The organism is Stenotrophomonas sp. CASM106, from assembly GCF_049384825.1.
In the GTDB taxonomy this organism is placed as follows: domain Bacteria; phylum Pseudomonadota; class Gammaproteobacteria; order Xanthomonadales; family Xanthomonadaceae; genus Stenotrophomonas; species Stenotrophomonas muris.
Genome location: NZ_JBMRFS010000006.1, coordinates 145,240 through 163,316, shown reverse-complemented (window position 1 = coordinate 163,316; position 18,077 = coordinate 145,240). Strand labels below are relative to the sequence as shown.

Annotated in this window: 12 protein-coding genes; all 12 read left to right on the top strand. The window is 69.7% G+C overall.

The window, feature by feature from the left end; all coding sequences use genetic code 11:
- Positions 1-274 precede the first annotated feature (274 nt).
- The 12 genes from VG556_RS15670 (at position 275) to VG556_RS15615 (ending at position 18,077) form a co-directional block, all read left to right on the top strand.
- Positions 275-7,456, top strand: coding sequence for an ESPR-type extended signal peptide-containing protein (locus VG556_RS15670; RefSeq protein ID WP_100449326.1), 7,182 nt, complete (start codon positions 275-277; stop codon positions 7,454-7,456).
- A 157-nt stretch (positions 7,457-7,613) separates the two neighbouring features.
- A complete protein-coding gene (locus tag VG556_RS15665; protein ID WP_100449327.1) occupies positions 7,614-9,467 on the top strand; it encodes a S8 family peptidase in 1,854 nt (617 codons plus the stop codon).
- 136 nt (positions 9,468-9,603) lie between these two features.
- The gene (gene gspE, locus VG556_RS15660; RefSeq protein WP_014035931.1) at positions 9,604-11,325 is read left to right on the top strand and encodes a type II secretion system ATPase GspE; all 1,722 of its coding nucleotides are present in this window, start codon (positions 9,604-9,606) and stop codon (positions 11,323-11,325) included.
- Between the two features lie 24 nt (positions 11,326-11,349).
- Positions 11,350-12,570 carry a type II secretion system protein XpsF gene (xpsF, locus tag VG556_RS15655; RefSeq protein ID WP_032956504.1) on the top strand — a complete coding sequence of 407 codons (1,221 nt, stop codon included), beginning with the start codon at positions 11,350-11,352 and terminating at the stop codon, positions 12,568-12,570.
- 49 nt (positions 12,571-12,619) lie between these two features.
- A complete protein-coding gene (gene gspG / locus VG556_RS15650) occupies positions 12,620-13,063 on the top strand; it encodes a type II secretion system major pseudopilin GspG (protein WP_014645890.1) in 444 nt (147 codons plus the stop codon).
- Between the two features lie 6 nt (positions 13,064-13,069).
- The gene (gene xpsH / locus VG556_RS15645; protein WP_014645891.1) at positions 13,070-13,564 is read left to right on the top strand and encodes a type II secretion system protein XpsH; all 495 of its coding nucleotides are present in this window, start codon (positions 13,070-13,072) and stop codon (positions 13,562-13,564) included.
- Positions 13,561-13,980, top strand: a complete 420-nt coding sequence (gene xpsI, locus VG556_RS15640; RefSeq protein ID WP_032956500.1) for a type II secretion system protein XpsI — start codon at positions 13,561-13,563, stop codon at positions 13,978-13,980. The genes xpsH and xpsI overlap by 4 nt, the downstream gene beginning before the upstream one ends.
- Positions 13,977-14,609, top strand: coding sequence for a type II secretion system protein J (locus tag VG556_RS15635; RefSeq protein WP_100449328.1), 633 nt, complete (start codon positions 13,977-13,979; stop codon positions 14,607-14,609). Before xpsI ends, VG556_RS15635 begins: the two co-directional genes overlap by 4 nt.
- Positions 14,606-15,469 (top strand): general secretion pathway protein GspK, encoded by an 864-nt coding sequence (locus tag VG556_RS15630; RefSeq protein ID WP_032957949.1) that lies wholly within the window; start codon positions 14,606-14,608, stop codon positions 15,467-15,469. The genes VG556_RS15635 and VG556_RS15630 overlap by 4 nt, the downstream gene beginning before the upstream one ends.
- Positions 15,466-16,611 (top strand): PilN domain-containing protein, encoded by a 1,146-nt coding sequence (locus VG556_RS15625; protein WP_014645895.1) that lies wholly within the window; start codon positions 15,466-15,468, stop codon positions 16,609-16,611. The genes VG556_RS15630 and VG556_RS15625 overlap by 4 nt, the downstream gene beginning before the upstream one ends.
- Positions 16,586-17,299, top strand: a complete 714-nt coding sequence (gene gspM / locus VG556_RS15620; RefSeq protein WP_049404735.1) for a type II secretion system protein GspM — start codon at positions 16,586-16,588, stop codon at positions 17,297-17,299. Before VG556_RS15625 ends, gspM begins: the two co-directional genes overlap by 26 nt.
- A complete protein-coding gene (locus tag VG556_RS15615; RefSeq protein WP_014645897.1) occupies positions 17,289-18,077 on the top strand; it encodes a hypothetical protein in 789 nt (262 codons plus the stop codon). Before gspM ends, VG556_RS15615 begins: the two co-directional genes overlap by 11 nt.

Below are 18,077 nucleotides of genomic sequence, written 5' to 3'. Positions count from 1 at the left end.
ACACGTGAAATAGTGAACTGCTTCACGGCAATAGGATTTGTCGTGTCAAAGTCTTGACGATCTGCAAAGTTGCCGTTAACACTTGAACCCCGTTTCAGAATCATTCATTTCGCAGTAACCGGTTGGCGCACGCGCTCGGTTTTCTGTCGCTGCGCGCCGTTCGGCAATACCCCGCAGTAAATCACGCGAATAAACGCCCCCAGGGGACGTTGGGCCGGAAAGCCCAGCGGTGGCGTTGCTTTGCCCAAAACCAGTCCAATCAGGAGCCGTACCGATGAATCGGATTTATCGCAAGGTCTGGAACAAAGCACTGGGTCAATTGGTGGTGGCCTCGGAACTGGCCTCCTCCGACAGCAGCAGTGGCGGGGTCGTCGACCAGCGCCGCGATGCGACACAGGCCACGCCCGCACTGCTGGCGGTGGCACTGGGCCTGGTATTGGGGTTGGGCATGAGCGGCAGCGCGACGGCACAGTCGGTGCAGATCGGCGGCAGCGCCACCTGCGTTGCATTCAGCGGCAAGCTGCTGGAAAAGTGCCTGATCGAAGGCTCGGCCACGGCCAAGGGCAGCAACGCGGTGGCGATCGGCAGCAACAGCAATGCCAGCGCCGCCAACAGCGTGGCGCTGGGCGCTGGCTCCAAGGCCACGCGGGCCAATACCGTGTCCATCGGCGATGCTGGCAAGGAGCGCCAGCTCACCAACGTGGCTGCTGGTACGCAGGGCACCGATGCGGTGAACAAGGCGCAGCTGGACGCGCAGGCGCGCGCCACGCAGGCCGCGCTGGCTGATGTCGCCGCCGATGGAAACCGCTATTTCAAGGCCGACGGCGCAGGCGATGACAGCGACGCGGCGAAGATCGAGGGGCAGGGCGCAGTCGCGGCCGGCGCCGGTGCACAGGCGCTGGCCAACGCCACCACCGCCATCGGGACCCAGGCCATTGCCGCCGGTCTCGGCGCCAGTGCCTTCGGCCAGGGCGCCCTGGCCATCGGCGATGCCAGCGTGGTGGTCGGGCAGAGCGCGGCCGCGTTCGGGCTTGGCGATACGGCCGTCGGCGCCAGCGCGTACGCAGCCAGCGAGAACGGCGCGGCCACCGCACTCGGTGCGTTGTCCGAAGCCACTGCCGATGGCGCGACGGCCGTCGGCGGTGGTGCCGTGGCGATGGGCCCGGGCAGCACCGCACTGGGCCGCGGCGCCACTGCCGCCAATGAAGCATCGATCGCGGTGGGGGCGTTCAGCACTGCCGTGGGTGAGTACAGCACCGCGCTGGGGTCCAACTCGGCGGCGGTCGCCACCGGCAGCGTGGCGCTGGGCGCCGGCTCGCTGGCCGACCGTGTCGACACCGTGTCGGTCGGCGCCGCCGACTACGGCCTGACCCGGCAGATCACCAGCGTCGCTGCGGGTACTGAAGATACCGACGCGGTCAACGTCGGCCAGTTGAAGGGCGTCGCCGCCGTGGCCGATGCCACCGCCAAGCGTTTCCAGGCCACCGGCAGCAGCAACAGTGATGCGGGTGCATTGGCCGAGGGCGACGAGGCGCTGGCGGCTGGCGAGGCCGCCAATGCGATCGGCAAGGGTGCGACGGCCGTGGGCGCCGGTGCGACCGCCGTCGCGCAGAACGCCACCGCCGTTGGCAACAACGCGCTGGCCTCGGGCCAGAACAGTGCCGCGTTCGGCAACAACGCGCAGGCCAACGGCCCAGGCAGTGTCGCCGTCGGTGGTGCTGCGGTGGATGCCGATGGCAATCCGCTGATCACCAGTGGCGGCGTGCCGGTGGAAACCGGCGCCACCAGTGCCGGTGTCGGGGGTACTGCGGTGGGTGCGAGTGCCGAGGCCGGTGGTTTCGCCGCGTCGTCCTATGGCGTTGGCGCATATGCCGCCGGCGCGCAGTCGTCCGCGTTCGGTGCGGTTGCCAATGCCATCGGTGATTACTCCACCGCGCTGGGTACGCAGAGCAACGCCACCGGCACCAGTAGCGTGGCCATCGGCGGCCCGGCCGATCTGATTCCAGGCCTGGGCTTCTTCGTGCAGACCCAGGCCAGCGGCGAAGCGTCGACCGCCGTCGGCGCCGGCGCCATCGCCAGCGGTGATCGCGCGGTGGCCAACGGCAGCCTGACCGAAGCGTCCGGCGCCGAAGCGACTGCGGTCGGCTACTTCGCCTACGCTCCGGGCGAGAACGCCAGCGCGCTCGGCGCGCAGACCTGGGCCAGCGGCGCGCAGAGCACCGCCGTGGGCTACTACGCCACCGCACGCGGTGCCAACAGCGTTGCGCTCGGCGCCAACTCCGAAGCGGTGCGTGCCAACAGCGTGGCCGTGGGCAGTGCCGGCAACGAACGGCAGATCACCAGCGTCGCCGCGGGCAGTGAAGCCACCGATGCAGTGAACAAGGCGCAGCTCGACGCGGTGGCCAGCACCGCCGACAGCACCGCGCGCTTCTTCCAGGCCCAGCCGGAAGCAGGCAGCGATGCCGGTGCATTGGCCGAGGGCGAAGGTGCGGTTGCGGCGGGTTCGTCGAGCAATGCGATCGGCGCTGGCGCGATTGCACAGGGCGCAGCGGCCTCGGCCATCGGTGACGACGCCGTGGCGGTGGGGCGCAACAGCAACGCCACCGGCAATGGCGGTGTTGCCATCGGTGGCCTCGGCCAGGCCTACGACGAGTACAACCAGCCGATCATCGGTGCCGACGGTACAGCACAGCAGGTCGGCACCACTGCCGTTGCCGACGCCACGGCGGTCGGCAGTGGTGCGCAGGCGACCGGCGCTGCCAGCAGTGCGTTCGGCAACGCCGCCAGGGCCAGCGGAGACAACAGCTTCGCGGCCGGCGGCAAGTCGCGTGCGACCGGCAGCTACGCGGTTGCGGTTGGCGACAGCGCCTTCGCCAGCAGTGACGACAGCACCGCCGTCGGTGGCTACAGCTGGGCTACCGCAAGCGGGGCGAGTGCGTTCGGTTCCGGCGCCTGGGCAACGGCCACCAATGCCTCGGCATTCGGCAACGCGGCCTGGGCCAGTGGCAGTGGTGCGACCTCCATCGGTTACAACAGCTGGGCCAACGGCACCAGCTCCACCGCCGTCGGTCGCGGCGCATTCGGTTATGGCGACAACAGCGTGGCGCTGGGCTTCCAGGCGCTGGGCAACAGCCTCAACAGCATCGCCATCGGCACCAACACGGTGGCCGGTGGTGAAAGCGCGATCGCGCTCGGTGCCGGCAGCAACGCCAGCGCCAGCAACGCCGTCGCACTGGGCGCCGGCTCGGTCGCCAACCGCGCCCGCAGCGTTTCGGTCGGCAGCACCGGCAACGAACGCCAGGTGACCAACGTCGCCGCCGGTACCCAGGCCACCGACGCGGTGAACAAGGCGCAGCTGGATGCCGTGGCGGGCGCGGCAGCCACCACCAGCCGCTTCTTCCAGGCCAGCGGCAACGGCGGTGATGTGGCCGGTGCACTGGTGGACGGTGACAACGCGCTGGCCGCCGGTGATGCGGCCAACGCCATCGGCAACGGGGCCACCGCACTCGGCAGTGGCGCCAACGCGCTGGCCAGCAATGCGCAGGCACTGGGCGTCAACGCCCTGGCCAGCGCCGCCAACGCCAGCGCGGTCGGTGCAAATGCACAGGCGACCGCTGAATACGCAACCGCGCAGGGTGCGGAAAGCGAGGCCAGTGGCGAGCAGAGTGCGGCGTTCGGTGCGGCCAGCATCGCCAGCGGTGCTGGCAGCACCGCGACCGGCGTGCTGTCCGAAGCCTCCGGCGAGGAGGCAGTGGCAGTGGGGTACTTCAGCAATGCCAGTGGCAGCGGCGCCACCGCGGTCGGCAGCGAGAGTGTCGCCAGTGGCACCGCGTCGGCAGCGTTCGGCATCGGTGCCGAGGCGACCGGCGGCTACAGCACCGCCATCGGTGGCTATGCACAGGCCTCGGCCTTCAATGCCACGGCCTTCGGCAACTTCGCCAATGCCTCCGGCTCCAACAGCGTGGCGCTGGGCGGTGATTCGGAAGCCTCCGGTGCCTACAGCACCGCGACTGGCCAGGGCAGCCTGGCCACCGGCACCAACAGCGTCGCCGTCGGCGGATCGCTGTTCGGCGTGCTGGCCACCGAAGCATCGGGCAACTACTCCACCGCCGTCGGTGGCGGCGCCTGGTCCGGTGGCATCAACAGCACCGCGCTGGGCAACGCCGCCGAATCGCGCGCTGCCAACAGCGTGGCGCTGGGTGCCGATTCGATCGCCGACCGCGACAACACCGTGTCGGTCGGCGGCGGTGGCAACACCCGCCAGATCACCAACGTGGCTGATGGCACGCAGGGCAATGATGCGGTCAACAAGAACCAGCTCGACGCCGTAGCCGCCGCAGCGGAAAAGACCAGCAGGCAGTTCCAGGCCAGCGGCAACGCCGATGGCGAAACAGGGGCACTGGTCGAGGGCGACAACGCGCTGGCGGCCGGCGATGCGGCCAACGCCATCGGCAACGGTGCCACCGCGCTGGGCAGCGGTGCCAACGCGCTGGCGGCCAACGCCACGGCCGTGGGCATGGATGCATTGGCCACCGGCAACAACGCGGCGGCGCTGGGCAGCACAGCGCAGGCCAGCGGTGAAGACAGCCTTGCGCTCGGCACCGGTGCCAGTGCCAGCGAGCTCGGCGCCAGCGCGGTCGGTGCGCGTGCACAGGCCAGTGGTGCGTACAGCACGGCAACCGGCACCGAATCCAACGCCAGCGGCACACAGGCACTGGCCAGCGGCTTCCGTAGTGCCGCCTCTGCCGATGGCACCACTGCCGTCGGTGGCTATGCCGAGGCCAGTGGACGCCTCGGCACCGCATTGGGCTACGGCTCGGCGGCCAGTGGGGCCAACACGACCGCCGTCGGCTTCGGTGCTGCTGCAGCCGGTACCGGTGCCGTGGCGGTGGGTCAGTCCAGCGAGGCCAGCGGCGAGGAGAGCGTGGCCATCGGTGGCAGCACCTTCTTCGGCCTGATCCCGTCGCGTGCCAGTGGCACCGGTGCGGCGGCGTTCGGCGCCGGCGCATGGGCGACCGAAGACTACGCCACGGCAATCGGCTGGAACTCGTGGGCCGCCGGCAGCAATGCCACGGCCCTGGGCGCCAACGCCACCGCCAACGGCAGCAACAGTGTCGCCCTCGGTGCCGGCTCCAAGGCCGACCGTGACAATACCGTGGCCGTCGGCAAGGCCGGTGGCGAACGCCAGGTGACCCATGTGGCAGCCGGTACCGAAGCCACCGACGCGGTGAACAAGGGCCAGCTGGATGCCGTTGCCAGCGTCGCCGACAAGACCAGCCGCCAGTTCCAGGCCAGCGGCAACGCCGATGGCGAGGCCGGTGCCCTGGTGGACGGTGACAACGCCTTGGCCGCCGGCAACGCGTCCAACGCCATCGGCAACGGTGCCACCGCGCTGGGCAGTGGCGCCAACGCGATGGCCGCCAACGCCACGGCGGTAGGCGCCGATGCCCTGGCGACCGGCAGCAACGCGGCGGCACTGGGTACCAACGCACAGGCCAGTGGTGTCGACAGCGTGGCCGTGGGCAGCGCTGCCAGCGCCAGTGAACTCGGTGCAAGCGCTACCGGCGCCGGCGCGCAGGCCAAGGGCGCCTACAGCACCGCCAGCGGCGCGCAGGCCACGGCCAGCGGCACGCAGTCGCAGGCCAGCGGTTTCCGCGCCACTGCCTCGGCCGATGGTGCCTCGGCGCTGGGCAGCTACGCCGAAGCCAGTGGTCGACTGGGTACTGCGGTGGGCTACGGCAGCAAGGCCACCGGTGCGAACGCTACCGCGGTGGGTGTCAGTGCCAACGCTTCGGCGGCCGGCAGCATCGCACTGGGCGCAGGCTCGGTGGCTGATCGTGCCAACACCGTGTCGGTCGGCAGTGCCAGCAGTGATCGTCAGATCACCCGTGTCGCCGCCGGTACCGAGCGCACCGATGCAGTCAATCGTGGCCAGCTCGATGCGGTCGCGGCGACCGCCGATGGCACCGCACGCTACGTCAAGGCCAGCGGCGCGGGTACCGCCAGTGCCAGCGGCAGCGATGCCGCAGCGATCGGTTCGGCCGCCAGTGCCAGCGGCGCACGCAGCAATGCGCTGGGTGCCAATGCGATGGCCATCGGCAACGGTGCGCTTGCACTGGGCAACAGTGCCGGCGCGTCCGGTGCGAACTCGGTGGCACTGGGTGCGGGCTCGCGTGCGCTCGATGCCAACGTGGTGTCGGTCGGTGGTGGCAACGGCACCGATGGCCCGGCCGCGCGCCGCATCGTCAATGTGGCCGACGGCCGCATCGCCGCCGGCAGCAGCGACGCGGTCACCGGCTCGCAGCTCAACGTCACCAACCAGCGCGTGGGCGCCGTGGAAACCCGTGTCGGTGATTTTGACTCGCGCATCGCCACGGTCGAGACCACGGCGGCCAGCGCCGTCGGCTATGACGACGCCAGCCGTGACCGCCTGACCCTGTCCGGCTTCCAGGGCACCACCATCGACAACGTCGGCGCGGGCAACATCGCCGCCGGCAGCCGCCAGGCGATCAATGGCGGGCAGCTGTTCCAGTCGCTCAGTGATGCCGCCAGCTTCCTCGGCGGTGGTGCCAGCGTCGGCATGCAGGGTGTGTTCGTGGCGCCGAACTACGTGATCCAGGGCGCCACCTACAGCAATGTCGGCGATGCGCTGGGCGCGCTGGACCGCAAGGTCAGTGAGATTGACCGTCGTACTGCCGGTGGCACGCGTGCAGGCGCGTCCAGCCTGCGCGCAATGAGTGCTTCGCTGGATGAAAGCCCGCAGGCCAGCGTGGCCGACGCACCGGCAACGGCCGATGCCGCACCGGCCAGTACCGCACGCGTGCAGGGCACGCCGACGGTGGCCGCGGCGGGGGCGGGCATTCCGGTCGGCACCCCGGCCACCGGCTTCAACGCCGTGGCCATGGGCGATGGCGCGGTAGCCAGCGGCGCTTCGTCCACGGCCATCGGCCAGGGCGCCAGTGCCACGGCGGCAAATGCCGTGGCGCTGGGCCAGGGCTCGGTTGCCGATCGTGCCAACACGGTCTCGGTGGGCAGCGAAGGCAACGAACGCCAGGTCACCAACGTCGCCGCGGGCACCACCGCCACCGACGCCGTCAACAAGGGCCAGCTGGATCGTGGCATGGCGACGGCGAACAGCTACACCGACAGTCGCGTCCAGGCCGTTGCCGACAGCTTCGATGTGTTCAAGGGCGAGATCGACGGACGCCTGCGCCACATGGACCGCCGCATCGATCGCCAGGGCGCGATGAGCGCAGCGATGCTCAACATGGCTACCAGTGCCGCCGGTATCCGCACCCAGAACCGTGTCGGCGTCGGCATCGGTTTCCAGGGTGGCGAGTCGGCGTTGTCGCTGGGTTACCAGCGTGCGATCAGCGATCGCGCCACGGTCACCTTCGGCGGCGCCTTCAGCAGTGACGACAGTTCGGTCGGCGTCGGTGCCGGCTTCGGCTGGTAAGCCACTCCATCGCGCCGGCGGCCACCCACGCCGGCGCCGTACCTGCAGTGAGGGCCTGGGGGGAGGTCACGGCAATCCCGGCTGGGCCGGCCGGGAGTCGTCAAGGAATGATGGCCGCAGTGTTGGTTCGATCCATGACCCAGAAGAGGAATTCGACGTGATCAAGAAGCAGAACCTTCGCATCAATGTGCTTGCCGCCGCCGTGCTGTCGATGACGGCGGTCGGTGCCGTCCACGCCGCCGGGTTGCCGACCCGTGAACCGGTGCGCCAGGCCAGCACCGCCCAGCCGGGTACCGAGCGCATCATCGTCAAGTACCGGGCCGGCGCTGCTGCCGCCACCGACCGCTCGGCGAAGCTGTCCACCGTGCAGTCCGCACTGACCCGTGCCAGTCTCTCCGGCGGCACGTCACGCGCCAACACGCTCGGCCCGCAGGTGGTCCGCAAGCTGTCTACCGGTGCGGACCTGATCCGTGTGCAGGGCCGCCTGGCACCGGCCGAACTGCAGCGCGTGCTGAAGGAACTGAAGGCCGATCCGTCGGTGCAGTACGCCGAAGCCGACGTGAAGCTGCGCCGCAGCGAACTGCGTGCCGGCAACGTGCAGCCGGCGCTGGTGCCGAACGATCCCTTCTACCAGCAGAACCAGTGGCATCTGCACAATGCGGTCGGCGGCATCAACGCACCGGCGGCGTGGGATGTCTCGCAGGGCGAGGGCATCGTGGTGGCAGTGATCGATACCGGCGTCCTGCCGCAGCATCCGGACCTGGTCGGAAACCTGCTGGAAGGCTACGACTTCATCAGCGATGCGGAGACCTCGCGGCGCCCGACCAACGATCGCGTGCCGGGTGCGCAGGACTACGGTGATTGGGTCGAGAACGACAACGAGTGCTATGACGGCTCGCTGGCCGACGACAGTTCCTGGCACGGCACCCACGTCGCCGGCACCGTGGCCGAGCAGACCAACAACGGCGTCGGCATGGCCGGTGTCGCCTACAAGGCCAAGGTGCTGCCGGTCCGCGTGCTGGGCAAGTGCGGCGGCTACCTGTCCGACATCGCTGATGCGGTGACCTGGGCTTCCGGCGGTACCGTGACCGGCATCCCGGCCAACACCAATCCGGCCGAGATCATCAACATGAGCCTGGGGGGCGGTGGTTCCTGCGCCAGCACCTACCAGGACGCGATCAACGGCGCGATCTCGCGCGGTACCACGGTGGTGGTGGCTGCCGGCAATGAAGCCGACAACGCGTCCAAGTACCAGCCGGCCAGCTGCGAAGGCGTGGTGACCGTGGGTGCCACCCGCATCACCGGTGGCATCACCTACTACTCCAACTATGGAGCCCGCGTGGACCTGTCCGGTCCGGGCGGTGGCGGCAGTGTCGACGGCAACCCGGGCGGCTACATCTGGCAGACCGGCTCCAATGCGGCCACCACGCCGGAATCGGGCACGCCGGGCTACATGGGCATGGGCGGTACCTCGATGGCCTCGCCGCATGTGGCCGCCGTTGCGGCACTGGTGCAGAGCGCACTGATCGCCAAGGGCAAGGATCCGTTGACCCCGGCCGCGATGCGTACCCTGCTGAAGGAAACGGCGCGTCCGTTCCCGGTCGCCATCCCGGCGGCGACCCCGATCGGTACCGGCATCCTCGATGCCAAGGCCGCGCTGGCCAAGGCACTGGAAGAACCGTGCACCGAGAACTGCGGGCCGGTGGCCACGCCGCTGACCAACAAGGCCGCAGTCGGCGGCCTGAACGGTGCTGCCGGCAGCAGCAAGCTGTACAGCTTCGAAGCCGTCGCCGGAAAGCAGCTCAGCGTGATCACCTACGGTGGCACCGGCAACGTCTCGGTCTACATTGCCCAGGGGCGTGAGCCGAGCGCCAGCGACAACGACGGCAAGTCGACCCGTCCCGGCACGTCCGAAACGGTGCGGGTGAACAAGCCGGTGGCGGGCACCTATTACATCAAGGTGGTGGGCGAAGCGGCATACAACGGCGTGAGCATTCTCGCCACGCAGTAATCACCTCGTGTCGTAGTTGAACGGCCGATGCCCGTCACCCTGTGTGACGGGCTTCGTCTTTTTACGAAAGGTGGCCGCAGGGCGGCGGAAATCACGGCTTAACTGCTAAAGTCGGGCCGATTGACAGGAGAGTCACGTGAACGCGCTCGCTGCAACCGTTACCGACGACGCCGAAGGCCGCATCCTGGATGCGTTGCTGGCGCGCGGCCGGCTCAAGGAAGGAGACCTGGCACGCGCGCGGCCGTTGCATGCCGAGGCCGGCGGCAGTCTGCTGGGCCTGCTGGTGCGCCTGGGCCTGGTGTCTGAACGCGACCAGGCACAGGCCAGCGCTGAGGTGCTGGGCCTGCCGCTGCTGGAGGGCAAGCAGGTGCCGGAGGCCCCGCCGCAGGCGCTGGCCGAGGGACTTCCGCTGTCGCTGCGCTTCCTGAAGCAGTTCCATGTGTGCCCGCTGGAGTTGGATGAACACGGGGTGCGGCTGTGGCTGGCCGATGCCCACGACGCCTATCCACAGCAGGCCGTGCAGTTGGCCCTTGGGGTCCCGGTGACACCGGTGCTGGGCATGCGCGCGGAGATCGATGACCTGGTCGAGCGCTGGTTCGGCCAGGGCCGCAGCGCGATGGGCGCGATCGTGGAAACCGCGGATGGCGAGGGCGGTGCGGTCGACGACATCGAGCACCTGCGCGACCTTGCGTCGGAAGCACCGGTGATCCGCCTGGTCAACCTGGTGATCCAGCGTGCGGTGGAGCTGCGCGCTTCGGATATCCATGTCGAACCGTTCGAGAGCCGGTTGAAGGTCCGCTACCGCGTCGATGGCGTGCTGGTGGAGGGCGAAAGCCCGCCGGCCAACCTCACCGCTGCGGTGATCAGCCGCATCAAGATCATGGCCCGGCTCAACATCGCCGAGCGCCGCCTGCCGCAGGACGGCCGCATCATGCTGCGCGTGCAGGGCAAGGAGCTGGACCTGCGCGTGAGCACGGTACCGACCGCGCATGGCGAAAGCGTGGTGATGCGCCTGCTGGACCGCGAAACGGTGGTGTTCGATTTCCACCGGCTCGGCTTCACCGATGCCTTCCTGCCGCAGTTCCGCAAGGTGCTGGAACAGCCGCATGGCATCCTGCTGGTCACCGGCCCGACCGGCTCGGGCAAGACCACCACGCTGTACACCGCGCTGAGCCAGCTCAACACCGCCGACGTCAAGATCATCACGGTCGAAGACCCGGTGGAATACCAGATAGAAGGCATCAACCAGATCCAGGCCAAGCCGCAGATCGGCCTCGACTTCGCCAATGCCCTGCGCAGCATCGTGCGCCAGGATCCGGACATCATCATGATCGGTGAAATGCGCGACCTGGAAACCGCGCGCATCGCCATCCAGTCGGCGCTGACCGGCCACCTGGTGCTGTCCACCCTGCATACCAACAACGCAGCCGGTGGCATCACCCGCCTGCTCGACATGGGCGTGGAGGACTACCTGCTCACGTCCACCATCAACGGCATCCTGGCCCAGCGCCTGGTACGCCGGCTGGAGCCGACCCACGCCGAGCGCTACGAAGCCTCGCCGGAAGAGATCGAGCGGTTCGAACTGCGCCGCCTGCAGCCGGAAGGGCCGATCCACCTGTACCGCCCGAAGCCGTCTGCGCTGGCGCCGACCGGCTACCTGGGGCGTACCACCATCATGGAATTCCTGGTGATGAACGATGCGCTGCGCCGTGCGGTGATGCGCCGCGATGGCATGGGTGAGATCGAGCGCATCGCCCGCGAGGCCGGCATGCGCACCATGTACGAGGATGGCCTGTCCAAGGCGTTGAGCGGGCAGACCACCATCGAGGAAGTGCTGCGCGTGACCGAGGAAAGCTGATGCGTGCAGGACGCCGGGGCTGACATGCCGAACTATCGCTACAAGGCGCTCAATCCGCATGGCGAGGTCTTCGATGGGCAGATGGAAGCGGCCAGCGAGGCCGAGCTGATCGCGCGCCTGCAGGACCAGGGCCACCTGCCGATGGAGACGCAGCTGGCCGACGCCGGCGCGATCGGCGGCAGCAGCTGGCGCAACCTGCTGCAGCAGCGCCCGCTGCAGGGGGCCGCGCTGCTGCAGTTCACCCAGCAGTTGGCGACTCTGCTCGGTGCTGGCCAGCCGCTGGACCGCGCGCTGTCGATCCTGCTGGGGTTGCCCGAGGACGAACGATCGCGCCGCGCGATCACCGACATCCGCGACGTGGTGCGCGGTGGCGCACCGCTGTCCACCGCGCTGGAGCGCCAGCATGGGCTGTTCTCGCGCCTGTACGTGAACATGGTGCGCGCCGGCGAAGCCGGTGGCAGCCTGCATGAAACCCTGCAACGCCTGGCCGACTACCTCGAGCGCAGCCGCGCGCTGCAGGGCAAGGTCATCAACGCGCTGGTCTACCCGGCGATACTGCTGGTGGTGGTCGGTGGCGCGCTGTTGTTCCTGCTCGGCTACGTGGTGCCGCAGTTCGCGCAGATGTACGAAAGCCTGGACGTGGCGCTGCCGTGGTTCACCAACGCGGTACTGCAGCTGGGCCTGTTCGTGCGTGACTGGTGGGTGCTGCTGCTGGTGGTGCCCGGCGTGCTGGTGCTGTTCTTCGAGCGCAAGGCGCGGCAACCGGCGTTCCGGTTGGCGCTGGATGGCTGGCTGCTGCAGCGGCGTGGCATCGGTCGCCTCATCGGCGAGCTGGAAACCGCCCGGCTGGCGCGCACGCTGGGCACACTGCTGCGCAACGGCGTCCCCTTGCTGGGGGCACTGGGCATCGCGCGCAACGTGCTGGGCAACCGCGCCCTGGCCGCTGACGTCGAAACGGCCGCCGATGAAGTGAAGAACGGCGCCGGCCTGTCGCTGGCCCTGTCGCGCGGCAAGCGGTTCCCGCGCCTGGCGCTGCAGATGATCCAGGTCGGCGAGGAATCCGGCGCACTCGATACCATGCTGCTCAAGGCCGCCGACACCTTCGAACAGGACAGCGCCCGGCGCATCGACCGCATGCTGGCGGCGATGGTGCCGGCGATCACCCTGGTGCTGGCCTCGGTGGTCGGCGCGGTGATCGTGGCCGTGCTGGTGCCGCTGTATGACCTGACCAATGCCATCGGTTGACGATGGCACTCCCTGCAACCCCGACACTCCGCAACTGAAAGGACCGTCCATGATTGCCCGTCGCCGACCGATCCGCCTTTCCTTCACCGCCGCGCGCAACCAGTCGGGCATGAGCCTGCTGGAAATCATCATCGTCATCGTGCTGATCGGCGCGGTGCTGACCCTGGTCGCCAGCCGCGTGCTGGGCGGCGCCGACCGTGGCAAGGCCAACATCGCCAAGGCGCAGGTGCAGACCGTCGCCTCCAAGATCGACAACTACCAGATCGACACCGGCAAGCTGCCGGCCACGCTCAACGACCTGGTGACGGCGCCGGCCGGTGTCGGCGGCTGGCTCGGCCCGTACGCCAAGCCCGCCGACCTGAATGACCCGTGGGGCCACGCACTGGAGTACCGGGCGCCGGGCGAAGGCCAGCCGTATGAGCTGGTCAGCCTGGGCAAGGATGGCAAGGCTGGCGGCAGCAGCGTCGACGCTGACATCCGCTACCAGCCGTAACCGCGCATGACGCACTTCCTGCCGCGCCGGTTGCCACGCCCGCGCCTGCACGGCAGGCGCGCGGCTGGACTGTCGTTGCTGGAAATGCTGCTGGTGATCGCATTGATCGCGGCGATCGGCCTGATCACCGCCGCCGGCCTGTCGCGCGGGTTCGCCGGCATGCAGCTGCGCAGCGCCGGCAAGGACATCGCCAGCCAGCTGCGCATGGTGCGCGCGCAGGCGATCGCCCGCGGCGAACCGCAGCGCTTCGTGATCGAACCGGCACGGCGCCGCTGGGAGGGGGCCAACCAGCGCCACGGTGAGGTGCCGGCACAGCTGCAGGTGCAGTTCGAAGGTGCCGCACAGCTGGCCACCGCGGCGGGGCAGGGCGTGATCGAGTTCCATCCCGATGGTGGCTCCAGCGGCGGCCGTATCCGGTTGCAGCGCGACGGTGCCGAATGGCGCGTCGACGTCGGCTGGCTGACCGGCGAGGTCCGCTCCGGCCCCTGGCGGGCGCAATGAAGCGGCGCGCGCGTGGCTTCACCCTGCTGGAAGTGATCATCGCTTTCGCCCTGCTGGGCCTGGCGTTGACCCTGCTGCTGGGCAGCCTGTCCGGTGGCGCGAAGCAGGTACGTGACGCCGAGCTGCGCACGCGTGCGGTGCTGCATGCACAGTCGTTGCTGGCCCAGGCCGGTGTCGACGCGCCGCTGCAGGTGGGCAGCCAGCAGGGTGACTGGGAACAGGGGCGCTATCACTGGGAGCTGCAGGTCCAGCCGTGGGTCGAGCCACGCGCCGGCAACGTCGTGCAGGCCACGTCAGCGGGCACCCCATGGCTGGCCGAGCTGCAGCTGCGGGTGCGCTGGGGCGACAGCGAGCGCGAACAACTGCACTGGCGCAGCCTGCGCCTGTTGCCGCCCGACCTGGAGAACGCGCGATGAAGCGGCGCGCCGCGGGCTTCACCCTGGTCGAAGTGATGCTGGCCACCGTGCTGCTGGCCGGCGGCCTGGCACTGGCCTTTGCCAGCGTGCGCTCGGCGATGGCGGTCAGCCAGCGCGGCGAGCAGATCGCCGCTGAAAGCGAACGCATGCGCGCGGTCGAGTCGTTGCTGCGCAGGCAGCTGGCGGGTGCACTGCGCACCCCGCTGGAGGCCCCGGACCCCACCCGCGAACCCATCTTCTTCCAGGGCGAGGAGCAACGCATGCTGTTCGCCGCCGACCTGCCCGGTTACCTCGGCCGTGGCGGCCCCTACCTGCACGCGCTGCAGGTGGACGGACGCGGTGGCCAACAGCGCCTGCTACTGGACCTCGTGCTGCTGCAGGAAGGCGAGCGCATCGCCGAGAATCCGCCGCGCCCGCCGGAGGTGCTGGTGGACAACCTGAAGTCGGTGCAGCTGCGCTATCGCGGCATCGATGCCGGCACCGGGCAGGTGACCGACTGGCTGCCGCGCTGGGATGACACCCGCCGCCTGCCGATGCTGGTGGAAATCCAGATCGTGCCATCCCGGGGCGCGCCGTGGCCGCCACTGGTGGTGGCGCTGCGTGCCGGTGGCAGTGGAGGCACGCGATGAGCCGTCAGCGCGGGGCGGCATTGGTGCTGGTGCTGTGGCTGATCGCATTGATGACGGCGCTGGTCGGTGCGTTCGCGCTGAGCGCACGGGTCGAGCACCTGCAGCAGCGCGTGCTGGATGACGATGCACGCGGGCAGGAACGTGCGCGCGCCGGCCTCGAATATGCCCTCCTGCGCCTGTCAGCCGATCCGCAACGGGCGCCCTGGCGTGCCGATGGCCGTACCTACCGCTGGCAGTTCGACGACGCCAGCATCGAGATCAAGGTGCTGGACGAGAACGGCAAGATCAACCTGAACCTGGCCGACGCCGCACTGCTGACCGCCTTCCTCAAGGCGCTGGGCGAAGACGATGCACAGGCCCGGCAGTTGGCCGGCGCCATCATCGACTGGCGCGACGAGGACAGCCTGCTGCAACCGGGCGGTGGCGCCGAAGCGCCGGACTACGCCGCAGCCGGATTGCCCTACGGCCCACGCAACAAGCGCTTCGAGACCCTGGGCGAGCTGCAGCGGGTCCTGGGCATGCGCGGACCCCTGTACCGGGCGATGCTGCCGCACCTGACCCTCTACAGCCGCCAGGCACGGCCGGATCCGCGGTTCGCCAGCGCGCCGGTGCTGACCGCGCTGGGCCTGGATGCGGACAGCGTGATGGCGCAGCGCGCACAGCAGGAGCGTGATGCAGATTCCGCTGGCGGCACGACAACGCTTGCCAGCAGCAGCGGCACCTATAGTATCGAGTCCGGTGCCATCGACGGCAGTGGACGCAGGTCGGTGTTGCAGGCAGTGGTACGCAGTGGCTCGGGCGGGGTTCCCGGGCGGACTTACACAGTGCTTCGCTGGGAGCAGGGAATGACAGCAAGATGACGGCGTGGCAGGACAGTCTGCGGCAGGTGCAGGGCCGGATCGGCCCGGGCGCCGGCCGTTTCCTGCGCTGGTGGCGGCAGTCGCTGCTGGCCTGGGTGCCGGTGCGCTGGCAATGGGCATTGGGCTGGGGCCAGGCACGCCTGCTGCTGCAGCACGAGGGCGACCAGCTGCAGGTCTGGCGTGAAGCCGGCGAACGCCGCGAAGCGGTGGCGCGCCTGCCGTGGCCGCTGTCGCCGGTGGAGCTGGACCGCGTGCTGGAGCCTCGCCTGCGTACTCTGCCGCGGGTGTGGCTGCTGCCGGCGACGGACGTCCTGCGGCGTAGCCTGCGCCTGCCCGCTGCAGCGGCCGACCGCCTGCGCGCCGTGGTCGGTTTCGAGATCGACCGGCAGACCCCGTTCGAATCATCCCAGGTCAGTTATGACGTGCGTGAGCTCGGCGCGGGCGGCGAGGGCCAGCTGCAGGTCGAACTGGTGGCGTGGCCATTGCGGCAGCTGGACGCATGGCGCACCAGTGTGGGCCCATGGGCCGATGCGCTGGCGGGCGTCGATGCCATCGATGCGCAGGGCAACGTGCTGCAGGTGAACCTGCTGCCGCCCGCACAGCGCCAACTGCGGCCAGACCCGATGCGACGCTGGAACCTGCTTCTGGCAGTGGCTGCCGTCGTGATGCTGGTACTGGCCGCGGTGCAGCTGCTCGACAACCGCCAGGCCGCCGCCGATGAGCTGCGTGCACAGGTCGAGCGCAGCGCGCGCAGTGCGCGAGGTGTGGCCAGCGAACGCGCGCAGCTGCAGGCGCTGATCGATGGCGCCGCATTCCTGGAGAAGCAGCGCAGCCAGCGCGCCGGCACCGTTGAAATCTGGAACGAACTGACCCGGCGCCTGCCGGAAGGTACCTACCTGGAGAAGCTGGCGATCGAGAACAACAACCTGCAGCTGATCGGCCTGAGCCGCGAGGCGTCGCAGCTGGTGCAGCTGCTGCAGGACGCACCGCAGTGGCGCAAGGTCAACCTGACCGGGGTGCTGCAGGCCGATGGCGCGGCCAGTGGCCGCGACCGCTTCACCATGACCGCCGAACTGCAGCCGTTGCCGGCCGCCGCACCAACCCCGGAGGCGGCCGATGCCGATGCCAAGCGCACGCCGTGACCGCTGGCTGGCGCTGGCACTGCTGCTGGCAGTGCTGGGCCTGGCCTATCTGCTGCTGGTGCACCCCTGGTTCACCCAGCCGCTGCGTGCGATCGATGCCGATGTCGCCGCCCTGCGCGAACGCGAGTCGCGCGTGCAGGCGCAGCTGCAGCAGCAGCCGCAGATCGAACAGCGCCTTCGCGCTACCCGCGAGGCACTGCAGCAGCGGCCAGGCTTCCTGCGCGAAGCCACTGCCGAAGCTGCCGCCGCTGCATTGGGCGCCCGGCTGCAGGATGCGGTGGCGATGGCCAGCCCGGGCAACCGCAGCTGCACCATCAGCAACCGCACGCCGCTGACCGACAACCGGCGCGACGCCGAGTTCGTGCGCGTCGCCATGCAGGTGCGCCTGCGCTGCGGGGTGGCCGAACTGGCCACCGTGCTGCACAGCCTGGAAACCGGCAGCCCACGCCTGTTCGTCGACAACCTCAACCTGATCGCGCAGCGCTTCCAGCAATCACCGAACGAATCGGGGCTGGGCCTGGACGTGTCCTTCGAGCTGGCCGGCTATCTGCTGCCGGGCGCTGCCGCCGATGGCACGGTTCCGGCGCCTGCTGCGACACCGGCACCGTCCGCGTCGCCGGCCGAGGCCGCACCTGCGCCGCAGCCGGCGCCCCCGTCCGAAGGGCAGGAGGTGGCCGATGAAACTTGAGCAGATCAGCCTGCGTACCGGCTTCCTGCTGGCGCTGGCCGGTTGGGCGGCCGCCGTCTGGCTGGCGACCGGCTTCGGGCTGGGCAGCCAGCTGCCGGGTGCCGGCGGTGATGCCGACGCCGCGCCATCGCTGCCATCGCTGCCGCCGCTGGCGGCCGAGCGCATGGCCAGCGCCGACAGCTACAGCGCGATCGGTGAGCGCCCGTTGTTCGCCGAAGACCGCAGGCCGCGGCCTTATCTGCTGGGTGGCAGCGAACCGGCGGCCAGCGCCGCGTTGCGCCTCACCGGTGTGCTGCTGACCGGCGATTTCGGCATGGCCACGTTCACCACCGAACAGAACCGCTCGCTGCGCCTGCGCCTCAACGGCGAAGCCGTGGATGGCTGGCAGCTGGTGGCGCTGCAGCCGCGCCAGGCGACGGTGATCGGCCCCGGTGGCAACCAGGTCCTGGAACTGGCGGTGTTCAACGGCCAGGGCGGTGAGCCGCCGACGGTGCTGCGCGGTGCCAACGGCGCACCGCCTGCAGGTGCGATCGTGGTGCCGCCCTCGGCGGGCGCTCCGCCGGCGCCGCCACCGCCCGCGGCAATCCCATCGCCGTCGCCCGCTGGCAATGCACCAGCGCCTGCGGCGGCCGCTGCAACAACCCCACCGGCCAACAACAACGGTCCCAGTGAAGCGCAGATGCAGGCCATCCGCGAGCGCATCCAGGCCCGCCGCCGCCAGCTGCAGCAACAGCAGCAACAACCGTCGCCGCCCCCGGGCGATGGCACCAACCGATAG